The organism is Legionella brunensis (assembly GCF_001467025.1).
Classification (GTDB): Bacteria; Pseudomonadota; Gammaproteobacteria; order Legionellales; family Legionellaceae; genus Tatlockia; species Tatlockia brunensis.
This window is the reverse complement of sequence record NZ_LNXV01000003.1, coordinates 171,870-192,157: the sequence shown is the minus strand read 5'-3', so window position 1 is coordinate 192,157 and position 20,288 is coordinate 171,870. Positions and strand designations below refer to the sequence as shown.

Sequence of the window (20,288 nt, the reverse complement as noted above, 5' to 3'; positions counted from 1 at the left end):
CTTAGAAAATTTTTAAGGGGCATATCGCATGATATGCCCCTTGGTTTTAGCAACCAATCCCATTATGGCGTAACAAAGCATCCACTTTTGCCGGACGCCCCCGGAAGGATTGATAGGCTTCGGCTGCTTTTTTAGAGCCGCCCACCTCAAGGATAGTATGCAAGAAATCACGTCCGGTTTTCTCGTTAAAAATCCCCTCTTCCTCAAAACGGGAAAAGGCATCGCTAGAAAGAACTTCGGCCCATTTATAACTGTAATAACCTGCCGCATAACCGCCGCCAAAAATATGAGAAAAACTATGTTGAAAACGATTGTAAGCAACAAGTGGGACAACCGTGGTTTGCTTACGAACATCAGCCAAGGTATTTGCGACAAAATCTTTTTGATGTGGTGTAAATTCTTGATGAATGCGAAAATCAAAAAGCGAAAATTCAAGCTGGCGCATCATTGCCATTGCCGATTGGAAATTTTTAGCAGCCATTAATTTTTTGAATAACGCTTGGGGCAGTGGCTCCTTAGTATCAATATGCTCTGCTAGTAATTGTAAAGCTTCTTGTTCCCAACACCAGTTTTCAAAAAACTGACTGGGTAATTCCACAGCGTCCCATTCCACACCATTGATACCGGAAGCACTTAAATAATCGACACGTGTTAAAACATGATGCAGACAATGACCAAACTCATGGAATAAAGTTAATACTTCATCATGCGATAACATTGCTGCTTTATTGGCAGAAGGCTTGGCAAAATTGCAGGTCAATGTCGCGATGGGCAGCTGAAAATTACCATTCTCGAACTGACGTCGGCTTTGACAAGAGTCCATCCAAGCTCCACCACGTTTATGGGGTCGTGCAAATAAGTCCACATAAACGTAACCGCGAATCTGCTTTGCTTCATCAGCAATTTGGTAACATTTTACGTCAGGATGCCAAACATCAGCATTCTGTACCTCTTCAAAAGTCATCCCATAAAGTTTATTTACAATCGCAAATAAACCAGGCATCACTTTACTTAAAGGAAAATAGGGACGTAACTCTTCTTGGGAAATGGCATAGCGCGCTTGCCTTTTTTTCTCAGATAAATAAGCAATATCCCAAGGTGCCAACTCATCAATTTTATAGCTTTTTTGGGCAAATTCTTGTAGCTTTTTAAATTCATTTTCTGCTTGCTCATGAGCCCGAGAAGAGAGATCACCGAGGAAATCATTTACCTGAGCCGTGGATTCTGCCATTTTCGTTGCCAATGATAATTCTGCGTAGTTGTGAAAACCTAGCAGCTCCGCTTTTTCATGACGCAGCGCAAGCATTTCATTAATTATTCCCGTATTATCAAATTTTCCGGCAGAAGGACCTTGATCGGACGCACGCGTTACATAGGCCTGGTACATTTCTTCTCGTAATGAGCGATCTTCAGCATAACTGATAATGGCAAGGTAACATGGGAATTCAAGATTAAATACCCAACCCTCTACCTTTTTCTCAGCAGCCAATTCACGTGCTGTGTGTAAGGCATGTTCAGGTAACCCTTTTAACCGTTTTTCCTCAGTAATATGAATACTAAATGCTTGTGTCGCATCCAATACATTATTTTCAAATTGGTTCGACAACGCGGATAATTGTGTCTGGATTGCCTCAAAACGTTCCTTTTTATCTTTGGATAAAGCAACCCCTGACAACTCAAAATCGCGAAGTGTGTCATCAACAATTTTTTGTTGAACGTGATTTAATTCTTTTTCATCCAACGACTTAATCGCACTATAGAGTTGGTGATTATGACCAATCGCTGCGTCATAGGCAGACAATTTAGGCAAACAAGCCTGATAACATTCGCGCAAAGATTTTGAATTTACCACAGCATGCAAGTGTGACAATGGCGACCAAAATCGCTCCAAGGCATCATCCATTTCTTCTAATGGACGCATGAGATTGTCCCAGGTAAATTTTTTTGAGGTTTCTAGAATCGATGTTATTCGGTCGAGGTTCGTTTGTAATAAGCTTTCCAACCGCTTCACAAAGCCTGCTACATCAATCGAAGTAAATGATGGTAAATTCATTGTCCTAAGCTCCCAATGCTGCAAATTTCCAAGAATAGCATTGAATCAAGAGATGCTCCATGACAGTCGGATCACATTAACACATTCTCGGGATAATCATACCTGAGTTTGTGGTAAATTCATTCTCTGGTACAGCTGTTGCGTCTTTAGTATCCTGGCAATTAAATAATCCTTCCCTTTTCAGGATAGCGGCATATTTAGGCTCCGCCAATGCTCTAATATTATTAGCAGGTCTTTGTTTTTCGAGCTCTTGTACCTTAAGATAAGTGAGTAAAGTAATCGTAATAACAATTACCGCGCCAATAAAAGTTATCACTGGATTGGTTAACGCTGGTATTGCCAAACACATTCCCACAAATGAAGCACACGTGCTAATTACACTCAGCATTAATCGTCGACGTTCAAAAGACATGCGTTGTTGTAACGCTTGTTGATACTCCTCCAGTTCTTTAATTTCTGCAGGAGCAGCACTTCCATTTGACGTTAATTGCTCATGGATACGAGCATATTGACTATCTAACTCTTTCAACCGGCCAAGTTCAATAAACGCTCGAAGCCCCGCCCAAAGCGCATCAAACAGAAAAAGAGAAATGGTTAAGTACATCCCGATGGGCGCCAAGGCCCCTGTCAATACAAAACAGTTTAGTAGACCACCAGTTAACCATACCGTATCGTTCCCTAACTCAAACCAACGTCTCTGCAATTGTGCTTGTAGACGTGTAAACCAAGACAATTCTTTTTCTTCAGCTTCAAACCAGGGACCAGGAATAAGGTGCTTAAGCAAGAGGATAAGATTGACTAAAAAGCGAGGGACATAAAATATCCAAGATACATAGGTCAAGACGGGATTAGCAAATTGGTCTGCGAAGACGACAAAACGATACAAATATTGAAAATCTTTTACTTGAGGAATCTGTATCAATGTTGTGAAGACTCGTCGCGTTCGCACAGAAAATAAGCGAGGCCAGTTTAGCCAGGCTGTTGTGTCTCTTACTTTCTGTGTAAAAAATCCGGGAGGTTGAGTAGCGTTATTCTCTTTTTCACCAGGAATAGTCGCCTCTTTTTCAGAGAATTGATAATAGCGTTGCAGCCAAGCTCGATAAATTTTTTGCTCTTCCTCTAAACGCGCTACTTCTCTTGGAACTCCCAAATAATGGCGATAAATATGCGTCAATAATTCTGACAGGACTAAAGCAGTGGCAATTTGCTCACTGAGCTCCTCATCATATTCCTTAGAATGCACCCGCGCGTTATTGCTAATAATCTCATTGGCTAATTTGCTGCAAAATACCGTGTACTCCAAATTGAGTACAACATGACCACGAACAAGTGACTGAAAATACTCGGTTTTTTGCTGCCCTAAGAAATCACTGAACCGCCATGGGGATAAATTATTCCCCGTGGGCTTCTCAGGAATATAGCCAACTTGAGACTGTAATCTTCGCAAAACTGCTGTCATACATCTTTCAGAGTTAATTTAATAAAGAACCAATGATCCCAAAAAATGGACAAAAAGTAAAATTTAAATGTTTTTCTTACCCGTTTTGTCAAATAGAAACATTTTTTGCTCACTAATATTACAATAAATATATAGCCAACTTGCTGATTAATGGCTTCTGAGCGACAATAGACACCCTGATGATAGCATAAGAGTACGCATGAGTCTTTCCAATGATTTAGCCAATGCCATTCGTTTTTTAAGTATCGACGCTGTTGAACAAGCACAATCAGGTCACCCTGGTATGCCTTTAGGAATGGCAGAGATTGCCACAGTGCTTTGGACGAAGTTCTTAAAACACAATCCTAAAAACCCACAATGGTTTGATCGGGACCGTTTTGTTTTATCAAATGGCCATGGTTCTATGCTTCTTTATTCCTTATTGCACTTAACCGGATATAACCTAAGCATCGACGAATTGAAGCGTTTTCGTCAATTGAACTCAAAAACACCAGGGCACCCCGAGCACGATACTCCGGGAGTAGAAACCACAACAGGACCTTTGGGGCAAGGGCTTGCTAATTCAGTTGGTATGGCCATCGCAGAAAAAGTTTTAAGCACACAATTTAATCGCCCGGGTTTTGAATTGGTCAATCATTACACCTACACTTTTGTCGGCGATGGTTGTTTGATGGAAGGTATTTCTCATGAAGCTTGCTCTTTTGCTGGAACGCTGGAGCTGGGGAAATTGATCGTCTTTTATGACGACAATGGTATCTCCATCGATGGCAAAGTGGATTCTTGGTTCACAGATGACACAGCAGCTCGCTTCAAAAGCTATAATTGGCAAGTCTTAGGCCCTATTGATGGTCATGATCCTCAAGCTATTGAGAGTGCGATAGAGCAAGCAAGGCAAGAGACCAAAAAGCCAAGTTTAATTATTTGTAAAACAATTATAGGCCATGGCTCACCCGTCGCTGGTAGTGAAAAAAGCCATGGCGCTCCTTTGGGCGCAGCAGGTGTTGCAAAGGTACGAGAGACATTTAACTGGTCTTACCCTCCTTTTGTCATACCTGATTCCTTGTATGCTAAATGGAATCATGTCGAGCAAGGACAACATGAAGAGACGCGGTGGTTGGCCTGCTGCCATGCTTATCAGCAAAAATATCAAACCGACTATCACGAGTTTTTACGCCGCATTAACGGGGATTTACCTGATAATTGGGATGACAATACACAGGCTTTTATTGAGCAATGTCGTCTTAATGACAAAGCACAAGCCACACGCAAAAGTTCACAGCAATGCATCGAACAATTTGCAAAACTCCTCCCTGAGATGCTAGGTGGCTCTGCAGACTTAACAGGTTCCAATAACACTGACTGGTCAGGTAGCAAAGCAATTACTGCCAATGATTTTTCAGGAAATTATCTTTATTACGGCGTGCGAGAATTCGCAATGGCAGCCATCATGAATGGCTTGGCTTTACATGGTGGACTCATTCCCTACGGCGGCACTTTCTTAGTATTTGCTGACTATGCTCGCAATGCCATTCGCTTAAGTGCATTAATGCATCAACGGGTGATTTACGTACTCACCCATGACTCTATTGGTTTAGGTGAAGATGGGCCTACCCATCAACCTGTTGAACATGCCTCTATGTTGCGTATGACACCTAATATGACAGTATGGCGCCCCGCCGATTTAATGGAAACTGCCGTTGCTTGGCAGCAAGCCCTAGAGCATCATCATGGCCCTTCCGCCCTGTTGTTATCAAGGCAAAATTTGCCTGCTCTGCCTCATGCTGAAAATCATGCTGAGCTTATCCAAAAAGGAGGGTACATCCTGCAGGATTGCCAAGGCATTCCTGATGCTATTTTGTTAGCGACAGGTTCAGAGGTTCAATTAGCTCTAGCTGCAGCTCAACAAATGAAAGCACTCGGCAACGCAATTCGTGTGGTCTCCATGCCCTGTTGTGAGCGCTTTATTGCTCAAGATTCAACTTATCAAGAACATGTTTTACCTAAAGCTGTTCGCAGACGTCTGGCTATTGAAGCTGCAGCAACGGATTATTGGTATCGATTTGTTGGCTTGGATGGTAGAGTTATTGGCCTTAATCGCTTTGGTGTATCAGCACCGGCCACCGATGCTTTTAGTTATTTAGCTATTACCGTTGAACATGTGGTTTCTACCTTAAAAACACTATTTTAAACTGATTTGCAAAAGTAAATCATTGGTATTTGGAGATGTAGTATGACGATACGAGTCGCAATAAATGGTTATGGTCGCATTGGCCGTTGCATCTTACGTTCCATTTATGAATATAAGCGTCAAAATGAATTTAATATTGTAGCCATTAATGATTTGGCAGGAATAGAAACAACTGCCCATCTAACACGCTATGACTCCACTCACGGACGTTTTGGTAGTCAAGTACAAGTTGAAGGCAATAACTTAGTCATCGATGGGCACCCAATTCGCGTAACCGCTGAGCGCGACCCCAATAATTTGCCCTGGAAGGAATTAGAGGTTGACCTGGTATTTGAATGCACCGGTCATTTTACCCAACGTGATGGGGCTATGAAACATATTACTGCTGGCGCCAAAAAAGTTCTCATTTCTGCTCCTGGAAAAAATACCGATGCCACTGTTGTCTATGGCGTTAACCACGAAGTTTTACAAGCAACTGACATTATTGTTTCCAATGCCTCCTGCACCACCAACTGCTTAGCTCCTGTTGTTAAGCCTTTGCATGACGCTTTAGGTATTCAGCATGGTTTAGTGAACACCGTACATGCTTATACAAAAGATCAGATGCTATTAGATGGTAGCCATAGTGATCTGCGTCGTGCTCGTTCTGCGACGCAATCCATTATTCCAACCAAAACGGGTGCCGCCATTGCCGTTGGTTTAGTACTTCCTGAATTAGCAGGAAAACTTGATGGCTTTGCTATGCGCGTTCCTACCCTGAATGTTTCTGTGGTCGATTTAACATTTACCTCGCAGCGTGAAACCACTGTCGCTGAAGTCAATGACATTATGCGCCGAGCAAAAAATAATATTCTTCATATTAGTGAGGAACCTTTAGTTTCCTGTGATTTCAACCATTACCCTGCTTCAGCAGTGTTTGACACAACTCAAACTAAAGTTTTAGGGAATTTAGTAAAGGTAGTTGCCTGGTATGATAACGAGTGGGGATTCTCTAACCGCATGCTAGATACTGCGCATTATATGATGACTCGTTAAGGATGAGATAATGAATCTAATAAAAATGAGCGAGATCAGCCTCAGTGGTAAACGATTACTCATTCGCGAAGATTTAAATGTTCCTATTAAAGATGGCATCATTACTAGTGATCAGCGTTTGCGAGCCGCCCTACCTACATTACAAGCTGCATTAGATGAAAATGCAGCGGTGATGGTTTTATCTCATTTAGGTAGACCAGAGGAAGGCAAATATGAAAAACGTTTTTCTCTACAACCTGTCGCTGATTATCTGGCAGCCAATTTAGATTATCCTGTGCGTTTCGTGACTGACTACTTAGACGGTATTGAAGTGAACCCTGGTGAGCTCGTTATTTGCGAAAACGTCCGATTTAATACTGGTGAAAAATCAAATGACGATGACTTGGCAAAAAAACTCGCTAATTTATGTGATATTTTCGTCATGGATGCATTTGGAACAGCCCATCGCGCTCAAGCATCCACTTATGGGGTAGCTAAATATGCACCTGTTGCTGTGGCAGGCCCTCTATTAGTCAACGAATTAGAGGCGTTATATCATGTGTTGAAAGCACCGGAAAAACCCATTGTCGCCATTGTTGGCGGGGCCAAAGTCTCCAGTAAACTCACCCTTCTTAAACAATTGGTAGGAAAGGTGGATTACTTAATTCCCGGCGGCGGCATAGCCAATACTTTTCTTAAAGCACAAGGGTATGAAATTGGTGTTTCGTTGTATGAAAATGATTTACTTGATGATGCCCGCGCTATCTTAGAACTGGCAGTAGAAAAAAACTGCCAAATTCTTTTACCTACTGACGTTGTTGTTGGTAAATCGTTTACTGATAGTTGTCCTGCGTTTAATAAGTCACTCGCCAGCGTCGCAAGCGACGACATGATTATGGACATCGGTCCTGACACCGTTGGTCGCTATGTGGACATTATCAATGAAGCAAAAACAATTATTTGGAATGGTCCTGTAGGTGTTTTTGAATTTCCACAATTTGCTTATGGTACCCGAGCATTAGCTATCGCTATTGCGGATAGTGATGCATTTTCGATTGCTGGTGGTGGCGATACTTTAGCTGCCATTGATCAATATGACTTAACGCAGCAAATTTCCTACATCTCGACCGGCGGTGGTGCATTTTTAGAGTTTCTTGAAGGCAAAAAGCTACCTGCAGTTGCCATTCTTGAAGAGCGTGCGAATGCTGCGCCGCACTAAGATTGTCGCCACGTTGGGTCCTGCTTGTAGCGAACCACAAACGCTGCAAACTATGCTGGCTGCTGGTGTCGATGTGCTAAGAGTTAATTTTTCTCATAGCAGCGACAGCATCGTGCAAACCGTTGCTAACGCACGAGCAATCGCTAAAGAGCTTAAACGTCCGCTAGCTATTATGGCCGATTTGCAAGGTCCTAAGCTTCGCATTGGACGATTTAAAGACAATAAAATTAAGCTTGCTAATGGTCAGACCTTCACACTGAATTGTCAGGGAAATGAATTAGGTGATGAACATATTGTTTCTGTAGCTTATACAAATTTATGTTATGAATTGCAGGCAGGAGATCGTCTTTTGTTAGACGATGGTTTAATCGAGCTTGAAGTGAATGAAGTGAAACCTCCCCTCATATACTGCAAAGTCATTGAAGGTGGCATTTTGCAGAATAATAAGGGACTCAATCGTAAAGGAGGAGGACTCGCAGCCAGAGCTTTAACAGAAAAAGATATTAAGGATTTACAAACTGCCGTTGCTCTTGAGGTTGATTATCTTACTCTCTCTTTTGTAAAGGATGCCCAAGACATCCAAGAAGCTCGCCACTTGTTAACCCAATTCAATGCCAAAGACACCCCAATCATTGCCAAAATCGAGCGAACAGAAGCTCTACATCATTTGGTAGAAATTATTAATGCCGCCGATGCAGTCATGGTGGCTCGTGGCGATCTTGCTGTCGAAATTGGTCCGGCAGAAGTTCCAGCAATGCAAAAACGGATCATTGAGCAAAGCAGACGTTTCAACAAAGTCGTTATTACAGCAACACAAATGATGGAATCCATGATTCACCAGCCCCAGCCTACCCGCGCCGAGGTATCTGACGTTGCCAATGCTATTTTAGATGGTACCGATGCAGTAATGCTCTCTGCGGAAACTGCAAGCGGTGATTTCCCCGTTAAAGTGATTACCATGGTCGATAAGATTTGTCAAAGTGCAGAAAAACATGCTGGCTTTTTTTATAACGTCGATAATGAAACTTGTCATTATCAGCGTGCGGATCAAGCTATCGCTATGGCGACTATGCATGCTGCTAACCACTTTCCCATTAAAGCCATTGTAGCGCTCACTGAATCCGGAGCAACGGCGATTTGGATGTCTCGTCAACCTAGTCTTGTGCCCATATTTGCTATTACTGCCAATGCGCGAACAGTTGGAAAATTAAGTTTAGTAAACAATGTATTCCCTCTCTTTCTCGATTACCATCACTTAAAGTCCCAAAAAGTGAATGAACAAGTCATCGAATATCTTGTGCAGCTTGGTTTACTTGAAGAAAATTCTTATGTCCTACTGACTAGGGGGCATAAAATTGGCGAGCCGGGTGGAACCAATAGTATGCAAATTTTGCAGGCACACTCGTTTGGGAAGCAATAGTTTTTGGGAACAATTATCCACTATTTTCTTGATAATAAAGAATTTGATAAGGTGTTAAATGAATTTCATCACCACCATAACCTATGGCGCATTCTTGGCCTATCAATTTACCAACATGAAAAGATTGCTTGTAGATAGCTAGGCAAACAGACAACGACTGGCCGTTTTCATTGCCGACATGCAGTGGTTGCAGTGTTTCGTTATGACAAATCTTGGTGAAATGGAGCTTACCTATTTTGGGCATTTCTAGTGGTAGCGCAAGGGAAATACCATGCTTGCCAGAGATAACATAGGATGGTGAAGACACGCTATCGCCAGTGTTTGTTGTGGATATAGCACATATTTTCTTTTCGGGAGGATTACCAGGGTAGACCCATTTTGCAGTTCCAGTTTCATTAGTCAATGCAACCTCGTAATTTTTCTGCATAAATGCTTTGCCAGCATAGGTAATTAGACAACCATCGCCATGAACCTCACCGGGTAATAGATTATTAAACAATTGTGAGCGGCATAAATATAAGGGAACTCCTTCGACATTGACTATAGAGATAGCTTGCTGCAACAGGTTTCCTTCATTTACTTTTGTCCACATTGGGTAACTCGTTAACGGCGCTATTTTTGCTGATATTTGCGTAACTGGCAACGTGGAAGGTGTGGAGTCAAAAGGTATTGAGGGGATTCCTGCAAACCCGGTAATTGAAAAGAAGCTGGCGATCCAGGCTGAGAACAAATTTAATCTCATTACAGAACCTCTGCACGAAACGATTCGCGACTATCATGAGAAAAAATTATACGATAAGTATATTAACCTAACATTAAAATTGCCAAGCTCGTCTTCCAGCTAAAAGACACGCATCTAATTACTCTGTCGTTTCTTCCTGCATTTTACGCGATAAACCTAGTTTTTCCTTTAATCGAGCGACTGCATCAGGATCAAACTGTCTAGAAGTTTTATGTTTAACTACAACAGCCGGCCGTGAAATCGGTGTTATTGGATTTTGTGCGCTAAAAGCAGGGGCACGTTCAGGGAAAGAAGGGGTTACTTCCTGCGACTGTTGGAAATACGGCTGCAATGAAGGTTTTACATGATTAGTATAACCTGCTGCTGTGGACTTCGCAGGAAGAAGCTTACGCGCGTTACGAGCACTTTTTTCAACTCGCTTTTTAATTTTTATTGCAGCTCTTTCTGCATCCTCTTCTGTCACCACACTAACAGGATTACCCTCTAAATCAACCCTCATTTCCTTGGCTTTAAGACATGTGAGGTAATCAATGCGACGAGTAAACAATACCACTGCTTCACGCAATTTACTTTTAGAGATTCCAAATTCCGCTGCTTTGTCTGCCCAAGCTAATATATCGTCCATAATGCCTATTTTCAGTGGGCGAATCCTTAAAGTGTTGTCAAAAACTTGAGGAAATGTAGCGGCAAGCCACAGTAAAGCTTCGTTACGAGCTTTTTTTGATTTATTTTTTTGCGCTTTGTTAAGTACTGCTGTGCGGGGATGAAGCTCTTGCCTTCTCATGCTGCTACCTTTTTTTGATAAAAAATAACCATCCATTACTACTGTCATGAGTATGTGTTGGGTAATTATACGAGATGTTTTTTGCCATATATGGAAAAACTAGTTCTTCTAGAAATGCGCATACAATGTACAGCGTTTGATTCATATTTGCAAGTACAAACCTTTGATAAGCACAAGAGAGTAAAAAACTGAGCTTAAATTCACAAATGCAGAGAAAATAGAGGTATACTGTTAAAATAAAACAATATTATATACTCTGTAAATAATTCAATATGCGAGTCACTAGCAATGATTGGGCGAATTTTTTGGACATGTCTTGCACTCAGTTTTCCCTGGGCTGTGCTTTTACTTGATGACAATCCGGGAGGGGCTTTAGTCGCTTTGATTATGCAAGCCACACTTATTGGTTGGATACCGGCCAGTATTTGGGCTTTGCGTGTCGTGCAGGAAAATAGTACCCCCACTAAAAAGAAGAAAAAATCTGAATAGCCAGGTAATCGGAGTTCGCATGACCACTCGTGTAATTGTAAATGGTGCACAAGGTAAAATGGGTATACTTGCCTGTGAAACTGTAAAAAAAAATCCCGATTTTGAACTTGTTGCAGGCTTAACACGTCATGACAACCTCCGCCAAACCATCGTGGATAGGCAGGCAGAGATTGTAATCGATCTGACACGTGCAGATTGCGTCTATGAGAACAGTCTTGCCATTATTGAGAGCGGAGCTCATCCAATAATTGGAACCAGTGGCTTGGTTGATGAGCAAATTCAAACTTTAAAAAATTATTGCGAGAAAGAAAAATTGGGGGGAATTATCGTCCCTAATTTTTCAATTAGTGCGGTATTAATGATGCGTTTTGCCGCCGAAGCAGCGCGCCTGTTACCAGACGTAGAAATAATCGAAACCCATCACCAACAAAAATTTGATGCCCCCTCAGGAACCGCCATGAAAACAGCAGAAATGATAGCTGCTGCTCGGACTACAAATGCGCATAGCATCAAAGGGCATGAATTAATAGAAGGTGCACGAGGAGGCTCTCACCACGGCGTGAACATTCACTCCCTACGTCTCCCAGGAGTTGTCGCCCGCCAACACGTTATTTTTGGTAATAGTGGCGAAACATTAACGATTACACATGACAGCATTGATAGAATTTCCTTTATGCCAGGTATCATTCTTGCTTGCCAAAAGGTAAAAAATTTAAAATCACTTTACTATGGCTTAGAGCATTTATTGTAAAATACCTAAGCCATGATGAAGTATTATTTTTCTAAAATACTATTTTGTTCCGAAGACCGTATTATCTACAAATTTTGTTGCTCGCTCCTCTGAGTCTCTACTAGAAAACAATTTAAGCTTATTTTTGATTAGCGATGATTTCTTTGTAACTTTTGTCACCGCTACAGGTTCTGGACTTTCCACCAACCAATTGGCCATTATTTCTTGCAACCCACTTACTAGTGTCTTTAAGTCCCTTATCTCTTCATCGCGCTGCTTTGCTTCTTGCTGTAATGTCGCTACTTGCAATTTCAACTCAGAAATTTGTTCCTGCTGTTTGATAGCTTCCTGCTGAAAATCAGAGTTTTGTCGCTTGATCCCTTTTACAACAACCGAAGTATGCTTGGAAAAAAACTCTGTTTCGCTAAGTTTTTTGCGAAGCGTTTGGGTGCCCTCATGAACGCTTGTTTTAAGCGATTTCTCCTGCAAAGAAAATTTAGGTTTTGGACTAGAGGTCCCTACAGATTTCACATCGCGGGAGGCCTCTTTTACACCATTAACAGCATCAAGAAATACTGCAACTTTTTCTTCGGTAGAATCGGCCATACACTCTTTAATTTTGCCACCAATAGACAATTCATAGACTCGATTGCTATACATTGTTGCAGCATGTTTTATCGTTTTAGCATCCCAGGATTGTATTTCTAATTGGTGACATAGGGTCAACGAACGAGCGAACAACTCGGCCATTTTCTTTGCATGGTCAGGATTGCGTAATATTTCTAAAATATTTTGCATTTTTTTATCATCAAAATGTCCGATAACCGCACCACCTATTTCTTTTAAAGTAAAGGAAGCAATGGTATCCAGTAATGCCCCCACTACGGGAACACTACCAAGCAAACCACCGACTACAGAAGAAGTAAGGTCTACTGCTTTTTCCCCAATTCCTGCCTTTTTTTCAACTAGCTCACTAAATACTGAAATAACACCAACTATTTTGGCCCATAAAACAATGTAGCTGGTGTTATAAAATAAACTAACCTTTTCATCACTATGAATCTGTTTTAGATCCATTAGTTTTTTAGTTTTCTCGTCTAAATATTGCTTCGTCAACTCATTTGGGACAGGGATTTTTTCAGCAAGTTCCTCCAAAAAAGTTTTTTCATCGCGGCGTACAATGTCAGTTAATTTTTCTTCCAGGTTACTCACTAATTGGGTAAATGCCTCACTAGTAATGAGCTTATGAAATAACTCCAACACATTTTCTTGGATGATTTGTGCTTTCTCATTGACCTGCTTTTCTATTTCAGCCGACACTTCTCCTTTATGCACCTGCAAATTGCTATCCAACTCTTGTAATTTAAACCGTAGTTCAGAGATTTCAGGATTATTACGAAGTGAAGTGGCACATGAGGCTAATGCATCAATATAAATAAGTGTTCGCTCTTCATCAGCAGCAGATAAAGCTAACCATTCCACTAATTCTGAATTTTTGCGTTGTTGCAGAGCATAATTTTCACTGAGACTTTGAAGGTTGGCACTGAGTTGTTGTTTGCTTTTCCTAATTAGCTCAATTTGTTGATTGAGCAGCTTAATTTGCTCTTCTAATAGAGATTTCGCTTGTTTAAGCGAACTACTGTCCGCTTCTAATCGTGAAACCTTTTGACCTAATAATTGGTTTTCTTCCCTAAGAATTTCATTCTCTTCGGCATAAATCTTATTTGGCTCATCCAGTACAGACTCATATACAGGTGGCAACTCTTCAATAGTATCTGCATCTACTTTTTGGTTAAACGGCATACAGCACTCTTCCCTTGCTTATCTACAATTTTAACACTACAGGACATAGGAAAAACGAATGATATTAAAGTTAGACTAAATTAATGAACTTAGTTTTTGCATAAGTCCTGTAATAACCAAACTAAGAACGTCCACTATATATAAATATATTGGACTGATCAATTAGAAATAATTAAGAATAATAGCGGGACTATAAGAAATAATTTTACACAGAAATTCCAAAAAATTTTTTATTAAGCTAATTACAATTTTTCTAAAGCAACACCCAGTTGTGTATCTCATTAATGGATAAAAACCCAAAATGATCTTAGGCTAAGGACAATAATCAACGCCCCCACCATAAGCATTAATAAGTTTGTGGGTAGGATACGCACCATATACGCAGAAATTGGTGCTCCAATGGCACCTCCAATTACAAGACCAATCAACATTGCCCATTGCTTAATTTCGATAGTTAAAAAGAAAGCAGCTGATATACTAACGGTCACTAAAAATTCTGCTAAATTGACTGAACCAATTGTGTAGCGAGGATGCTCTCCTTGAGCAAGTAGAGTTGAATTAACAATTGATCCCCAGCCCCCACCTCCTGCAGCATCCAGAAACCCTCCAATGAAGCCAAGAGAAATTAACCGGGGCATCTTTTGTGTCGGTTTCTCACGTTTCAGCAAGGTATAAGCCATATAATTATAAAGTTTTTCTGACAATTCCATTTTAGAAAAAGATTTATACAAAACATACATACCCATTATAAATAGATAGAGCATTACAAAAGGCTTGATAATCCCAACCGGCGCATAACTAAGAAGTTGCGAACCGGCAATCCCACCAATCATTCCTGGGATTACTAAACGCTTAAAGAGAGTATGATCCACATTTTTAAACATCATGTGGGAGACGCCCGAAATAGCTGTCGTTACAATTTCTGCGGTATGCACCCCAGCACTCGCAAGAGGTGGGGCAACACCGAAGGCAAGAAGTGCTGTCATGCTAATGAGTCCATACCCCATTCCCAAGCCGCCATCAACTAGCTGTGCTCCAAAACCAATTAATGCAAAAAGCAAATATTCATTCACCATGCCATCCTATTTCAATCTAAAAGCGCATCTCTATTTCTACTTTGAGTAACAAAAATCTTGTCGCTCACATGCTAAACCTAGCTCCGATTTTAGATTTAATAAACCATTTGGCTATTGGTGCGAAAGGCCATTTCTTTTGTTTTCACCAAAAGGTCTATGGACTCCTCTGCTTTAGTTTCAGGTTCTTTGCATAAATTCAATAATGCGACATAGAGATTTTGAATTTCTGTTGCCCGTACCCAGCTGTCCTTAGGTCTTTGTTTAATTTCCACATAGATTTTTGCAAGTTTATTGATAGAGGCAGCCTCATCAATTCCAGGGCTTTGCAATATTTTTTTAATCTCATCCATCCCCTGTGGCATTGAGGTTGAGAATATTTTTAATGACCAGGTTTTACTTTGTAAAAAACTTTGCTCTCCACAAAGAATAGCCAAAATATCTAGTACCTTTTGCCGATTTTCCGCTGATAATTGTTGTGCGGAGAACACACAATCGGAAAATCCTGGAACTACTAACTGATTTAAATTTCCTATACGTCCCACTTCATTATTCGTTGCCAGGATATCACTATTTTCAAGAGCCATTTGGCTTTCTTTTTTACGGATAGCTTCAGCAATATCCTTCGGCCAATAATTTTCTGGCGTTTTAATACCATCAGCACCATCAGCATTTTGACCAGCATGTTCATGACCATGCCGTGACACAAAAACAGTTGCTACTAAGTCAACAAATTCATCTCTATCAGCACCGCTATCACGCATACTTGGCCAACGTCCCTTTTTTTCACGATAAAGTAGCATGGCGATTGTGTGCACTATTTCTATTTCCTTGCGGTCTTTACCGCTCACACAGGAGCCTGAGCTTTTCCCTTGTGCATACATCATTAATAGATTTTCCAAGGAGCTTAGATATAGCTCACGTCCATAATAATCAAAAACAGTCGCCGAACCATAGGACGAATTTAAGACAGCGTTATATTCCTTAGCAATCACTTGTAGGTCACTTAAGTCCTTCCAATACGAACCAATATCCCCTTTTTTGCAACAATCCTCTCTCCGATAAAGATGTTGCGCCAGCAATTGCTGCCAACCATCTAGCGATTTTAATAATTGATAATTCTCGCTAAATAAGTTAGCCAGATTTTTTTTAATTTCATTATCCTCATCTCCCGATTTGAGAGATGAATTGAAAGCCTGATTCTCTTTGTCTGCTTCAACTTCAGAAAAAACCTCAGAGATTACCTTTTCAATCTTCGTCAGATCCCAAGCATTTAGCTCTGGAACTTTATTAACCAATAAGATTATGTTAGCCATGTTTAACAAAGCCATACACGCGGGATCGTTTGCAGGCGTGTAATATAAATATTTCGCCATATTCAGGGGATGGTTGGTAGAAAAAATTGGACTCTTGCGTTTTTTCTGAAAATTAGCCACTGTTTCCTGGCGCGCTTGATCTAAATAGTAATCAGGAATATGTCCGTCTAGTAATTTGACGGGACTAATTAAAGTCTGCATTAGCCAAGGCTGGTTACCATCAGTAAAACTTTCAACCCTCGCCAAATTACGTGCTGCATGCAACTTCTTGATTTGTGGTGGTAACTTGATCACATCCCGAGAAGCCATGTGACTTAAACGTAATCGAGAAGGATATTTTTTGATAAGCTTCCCTTCTTTTGATAATAACAACAGATTGCTTTCGCAGAAATTGGCCACAAGAGGCAATCTACGCAAACGACTTGGGGCAAAAGAAATCACATCTTCTACACGCTTACTGCTCTCCAAAACTTCTTTAAGAAAGTATTGTTCATGGTCATCCAAAACCAAGAACCAATAAGTGACAGCACGTAAGTCATTTAATTCCCGGGCATTAAAACCACCCACACTGCTTTGAGAAGAAGAGCTTTCTTTAGTCCATTCTTTTATTTGTTTACTGAATGTACTTAATTGACTCGTAATCTTTTCAGCAGTTAATTGGGAGTCACAAAAAAGTTTAACTAATCGCTGTTCGTGGGGTGGTAAGGCTGTATACCAGGTTGGAAATTTATCATTAGCAATGCCGCTTAACTCGGTAGATAATTGCATGCCTTGCTGCAATTTAATCTCATGCCACTTAATTGTAAATTGATTTAACGAGAATTTAAGTTTACTTAGAATAGCTTCTCTCGACTCCCCCATGACATACTCTGGAATGCAAGAATGCAAATAAGTTTGCATTAGAGGAGAAAGCGCACGAAACCATTTAGGTGTAGTTACGACAACCCCTTTTTTTATCGCACTAAATTCTTGAAATGTTTCCTCAGAATAAGGAGCTAACTGCTTTTCCCAGCGTAAAACGTATTCTACTGACTCATTGAGTCTAATTGGTATTAGAGTAGCAAGATCACTTCTGCCCTCTTTCATAATTACATATTGTTCAGCTTTATTCAAAAGCTCTGTAGCAAACCTCACTCTTTCAACTGGAGTCGCCTCTGAAGGATAATTATCGACCAAAGCATTTACAAGCAAACCAGTGTACCTAGCAAGAATTTCTTGATATTTTTCAATAGGCTCATCACGGGGTAAAGCACAAAGTAACTGACACCAACTCAGGTATTTTTTTAATGCCGCTTTTTTCCCTTTTAGCTCAGGTATAGTATCCAGAACAAATAAGAAAGATTTCTGCAGACTTTCAATACGTCTTTCGTAGCTATGTTTTAAATTAGGGATTTTGGAATAATATTCCAGCTGAAATTCACCGAGTATCTTTTTCAGATTAATTTCCAATTGACTGGAAAATTTCGTTTCATTCTTAAGACTAGTCCCTGTGTCTTTAGTCTTAAACCCTTCAGAAGATTTAAGATCTTCGGCGAGACGCAATATTGTTATTTTTCCCATGGTCCACTATCCCTTGCCTGCATCGGTTGTTTATTATTAAATAAATCCGCATACTTAACAATTTCTTGTAAACCATTTTGACAAGATATTCAATACTGTTGCATTTTATTCTGTACTTCTTTAGTACAAGTCCTAGACAAGATTCTTTAAATTCAAGATAGAGAACAAGAAACTCGCTGCACCAATTCGCGCATTTTTTGCTATCTTAATGAAGTAATCGTTGATTTGTTAGAGATTTTAAAGGATTCTTATCCAGAATTTGCTCTCAAGCTTAGGAACAAGGAATGAAAATAAAGACAGGAGAATACACAGGTTCATCCAATACGGGCATAAGCGAAGCTATTCAAAATGCCTTAGCAAAAGCCAGTGAGCATGCCAGAATCGAAATAATAGAAACACGCAGCTCTCAAATTGGAGAAGATAAGCGTTATTATCAAGTATTGCTTAATACGTTTGCCGATTAATTATACATCCTGAAAGGAGTTTTTAAGATGAGTTATATCGTACCTCATTACATTGGGGGTAAAACCTGGACTGAAACATCCGCTAATTCTCATACTATTTACAATCCAGCACTTGGTGAAGCCATAGGCCAAGTTTATTTTGCCGATAAATCGCTTTGTAATAAAGCAATCGCATCCGCTAAAACTGCCTGGCCAGAGTGGGCGGAAACTACGCCTTTAAAAAGAGCACGTATTCTATTCAAATTTAGAGAATTACTAGAAAAATACCAACTTGATTTAGCTCGCCTGGTTACTCGTGAACACGGAAAAACAATTGACGATGCGAAAGGCTCTGTAGCGCGAGCTATTGAAGTTGTCGAGTTTCACTGTGGCTTGGTTAACCAATTGCAAGGTGATTTTTCAGCCGATGTTTCTAACCACATTGACTGCCATACTTTACGGCAACCTTTAGGGGTTTGCGCAGGTGTTTCTCCTTTTAACTTTCCTGTCATGGTGCCAGTTTGGATGATGATTCCTGCCATTGCTTGCGGCAATACTTTTATTTTAAAACCGTCTGAACAAGATCCTTCTGCTGCTATTCATTTGTTGGAGCTTTTAACAGAGGCCGGCTTACCAGATGGCGTTGCTAATTGCATTCATGGCGACAAAACCGTCGTGGATTATCTATTAACTCACCCAGATATTCGTGCCTTCACAGCAGTTGCTTCAACCCCAGTAGCAGAAGCTATCTACACCAAGGCCACATCCCATGGAAAACGGGCTCATACTTTCGGTGGTGCTAAAAATCACTGTGTTGTCATGCCTGATGCTGATCTCTCCCAAGCTGCCAATGCCATCGTCGGTGCCGCTTATGGCTCTGCAGGAGAGCGCTGTATGGCTATTTCGGCAGTCGTTGCTGTTGGTGAGCATACTGCTGATAAGTTACTTGAGAAAATAAAACCGCTTGTTAACGCAATGCGTATCGATGCTGGTGATGCTGAGAAAAGCGATATGGGGCCTTTAATCAGTAGTGCTCACAAAAAGCGAGTAATCGCCGCAATTGATCAAGGGGTGTCAGAAGGCGCTAAATTAATTATTGATGGTCGTAGTTTTAAACATAAAAACCATCCTCAAGGTTATTTTGTTGGTCCGTCACTTTTTGATGAAGTTAATGAATCAATGTCCGTTTATGAAAATGAAATTTTTGGTCCCGTTCTTGTTATGTTACGTGTTGACAATTTTGATGAAGCACTCGACTTAATCAACCGTCATCAGTATGGCAATGGTACGGCTATATTTACTCGTGACGGCTATACGGCTCGCGAATTCAGCCAAAGAGTGCAAGTTGGGATGGTGGGTATCAACATTCCTATCCCAGTACCGATAGCAAGCCATCCATTTGGCGGCTGGAAACGCTCTTCTTTTGGCGACACCAATATGCATGGCGAAGAAAGTATTAATTTTTATACTCGTCGTAAAACTGTTACCAGCAAATGGCCTGTTACTGAGCTTAATGAAAGTACATTCATTATGCCCACCAATAAATAAAGTCTAAGAGGTTGCAGTTAGTATCATGGGCTGCAGTCCTCTACACCCGTGCATCGTTTTTCAGGAGATAGCAAATGGCACAGATTGGTTTTGTAGGTTTAGGACATATGGGTTTGCCTATGGCCATTAATTTATTAAAAGCAGGCCATGCGGTAACTGGTTTTGATGTTCAGCAGCAAGCTTTAACTAATCTTGCAAATGCTGGAGGAAAAATCGCTCAGAATTTACAGGAAGCAGCATTAAACCAAGATGTCATTATCACCATGCTACAAACAGGGCAGCAGGTACACCAAGTCTGTTTAGGTAATGAGGGTCTTTTTGCCATTGCCAAACCCAACACATTACATATAGATTGTTCATCCATTGATGTTGCAAGCAGCAGAGAAGTTCAACAACAAGCTACCTTAAAACAATTATTAGCAATCGATGCACCAGTTTCTGGCGGAG

16 protein-coding genes are annotated in these 20,288 nt (G+C 40.7%); 9 read left to right on the top strand and 7 right to left on the bottom strand.

Features of this window, described 5'->3' with window-relative positions:
* Positions 1 to 46: 46 nt before the first annotated feature.
* Together Lbru_RS01220 and Lbru_RS01215 are read right to left on the bottom strand one after the other, a co-directional pair.
* A complete protein-coding gene (locus Lbru_RS01220) occupies positions 47 to 2,053 on the bottom strand; it encodes a M3 family metallopeptidase (RefSeq protein ID WP_058440356.1) in 2,007 nt (668 codons plus the stop codon).
* A 76-nt stretch (positions 2,054 to 2,129) separates the two neighbouring features.
* Positions 2,130 to 3,512 (bottom strand): hypothetical protein, encoded by a 1,383-nt coding sequence (locus Lbru_RS01215; RefSeq protein WP_058440355.1) that lies wholly within the window; start codon positions 3,510 to 3,512, stop codon positions 2,130 to 2,132.
* Between the two features lie 187 nt (positions 3,513 to 3,699).
* Here Lbru_RS01215 and tkt point away from each other — a divergent pair, with 187 nt between their 5' ends.
* Genes tkt through pyk form a run of 4 tightly spaced genes read left to right on the top strand, consistent with a single transcriptional unit; the run spans position 3,700 to position 9,353 of the window.
* The gene (gene tkt, locus Lbru_RS01210; RefSeq protein WP_274519594.1) at positions 3,700 to 5,700 is read left to right on the top strand and encodes a transketolase; all 2,001 of its coding nucleotides are present in this window, start codon (positions 3,700 to 3,702) and stop codon (positions 5,698 to 5,700) included.
* 42 nt (positions 5,701 to 5,742) lie between these two features.
* Entirely contained in the window at positions 5,743 to 6,735 is a 993-nt protein-coding gene (gap, locus tag Lbru_RS01205) for a type I glyceraldehyde-3-phosphate dehydrogenase (RefSeq protein WP_058440353.1), read from the top strand.
* A 10-nt stretch (positions 6,736 to 6,745) separates the two neighbouring features.
* On the top strand, positions 6,746 to 7,933 hold the full coding sequence (locus Lbru_RS01200) for a phosphoglycerate kinase (protein WP_058440352.1): 1,188 nt from the start codon (positions 6,746 to 6,748) through the stop codon (positions 7,931 to 7,933).
* Entirely contained in the window at positions 7,917 to 9,353 is a 1,437-nt protein-coding gene (pyk, locus tag Lbru_RS01195) for a pyruvate kinase (protein ID WP_058440351.1), read from the top strand. Before Lbru_RS01200 ends, pyk begins: the two co-directional genes overlap by 17 nt.
* Before the next feature lie 13 nt (positions 9,354 to 9,366).
* On the opposite strand, the gene Lbru_RS01190 is transcribed toward pyk, so the two are convergent.
* A complete protein-coding gene (locus tag Lbru_RS01190) occupies positions 9,367 to 10,095 on the bottom strand; it encodes a DM9 repeat-containing protein (RefSeq protein ID WP_058440350.1) in 729 nt (242 codons plus the stop codon).
* A 118-nt stretch (positions 10,096 to 10,213) separates the two neighbouring features.
* A complete protein-coding gene (locus Lbru_RS01185) occupies positions 10,214 to 10,879 on the bottom strand; it encodes a ProQ/FinO family protein (RefSeq protein ID WP_058440438.1) in 666 nt (221 codons plus the stop codon).
* Between the two features lie 288 nt (positions 10,880 to 11,167).
* On the opposite strand from Lbru_RS01185, the gene Lbru_RS01180 reads away from it, so the two are divergent.
* Together Lbru_RS01180 and dapB are read left to right on the top strand one after the other, a co-directional pair.
* Positions 11,168 to 11,368, top strand: a complete 201-nt coding sequence (locus Lbru_RS01180; protein ID WP_058440349.1) for a hypothetical protein — start codon at positions 11,168 to 11,170, stop codon at positions 11,366 to 11,368.
* Positions 11,369 to 11,387: 19 nt separating this feature from the next.
* Complete coding sequence (gene dapB, locus Lbru_RS01175) at positions 11,388 to 12,119, top strand: 4-hydroxy-tetrahydrodipicolinate reductase (RefSeq protein ID WP_058440348.1); 732 nt, start codon at positions 11,388 to 11,390, stop codon at positions 12,117 to 12,119.
* 39 nt (positions 12,120 to 12,158) lie between these two features.
* Here the strand turns inward: dapB and Lbru_RS01170 are convergent, their stop codons facing one another.
* The 3 genes from Lbru_RS01170 to sidP all read right to left on the bottom strand — a co-directional run bounded on the left by Lbru_RS01170 (position 12,159) and on the right by sidP (position 17,850).
* Positions 12,159 to 13,901 (bottom strand): coiled-coil domain-containing protein, encoded by a 1,743-nt coding sequence (locus tag Lbru_RS01170; protein WP_058440347.1) that lies wholly within the window; start codon positions 13,899 to 13,901, stop codon positions 12,159 to 12,161.
* A gap of 281 nt (positions 13,902 to 14,182) precedes the next feature.
* On the bottom strand, positions 14,183 to 14,977 hold the full coding sequence (locus Lbru_RS01165) for a sulfite exporter TauE/SafE family protein (RefSeq protein WP_065235402.1): 795 nt from the start codon (positions 14,975 to 14,977) through the stop codon (positions 14,183 to 14,185).
* 95 nt (positions 14,978 to 15,072) lie between these two features.
* The gene (gene sidP, locus Lbru_RS01160) at positions 15,073 to 17,850 is read right to left on the bottom strand and encodes a Dot/Icm T4SS effector PI-3-phosphatase SidP (RefSeq protein ID WP_058440345.1); all 2,778 of its coding nucleotides are present in this window, start codon (positions 17,848 to 17,850) and stop codon (positions 15,073 to 15,075) included.
* Between the two features lie 284 nt (positions 17,851 to 18,134).
* Here sidP and Lbru_RS01155 point away from each other — a divergent pair, with 284 nt between their 5' ends.
* The 3 genes from Lbru_RS01155 to Lbru_RS17675 all read left to right on the top strand — a co-directional run.
* Complete coding sequence (locus Lbru_RS01155) at positions 18,135 to 18,314, top strand: dodecin domain-containing protein (protein WP_058440344.1); 180 nt, start codon at positions 18,135 to 18,137, stop codon at positions 18,312 to 18,314.
* A 27-nt stretch (positions 18,315 to 18,341) separates the two neighbouring features.
* Entirely contained in the window at positions 18,342 to 19,841 is a 1,500-nt protein-coding gene (locus Lbru_RS01150; protein ID WP_058440343.1) for a CoA-acylating methylmalonate-semialdehyde dehydrogenase, read from the top strand.
* 74 nt (positions 19,842 to 19,915) lie between these two features.
* The coding region (locus Lbru_RS17675; protein ID WP_238583800.1) for an NAD(P)-dependent oxidoreductase at positions 19,916 to 20,288 on the top strand (373 nt) is incomplete at its 3' end.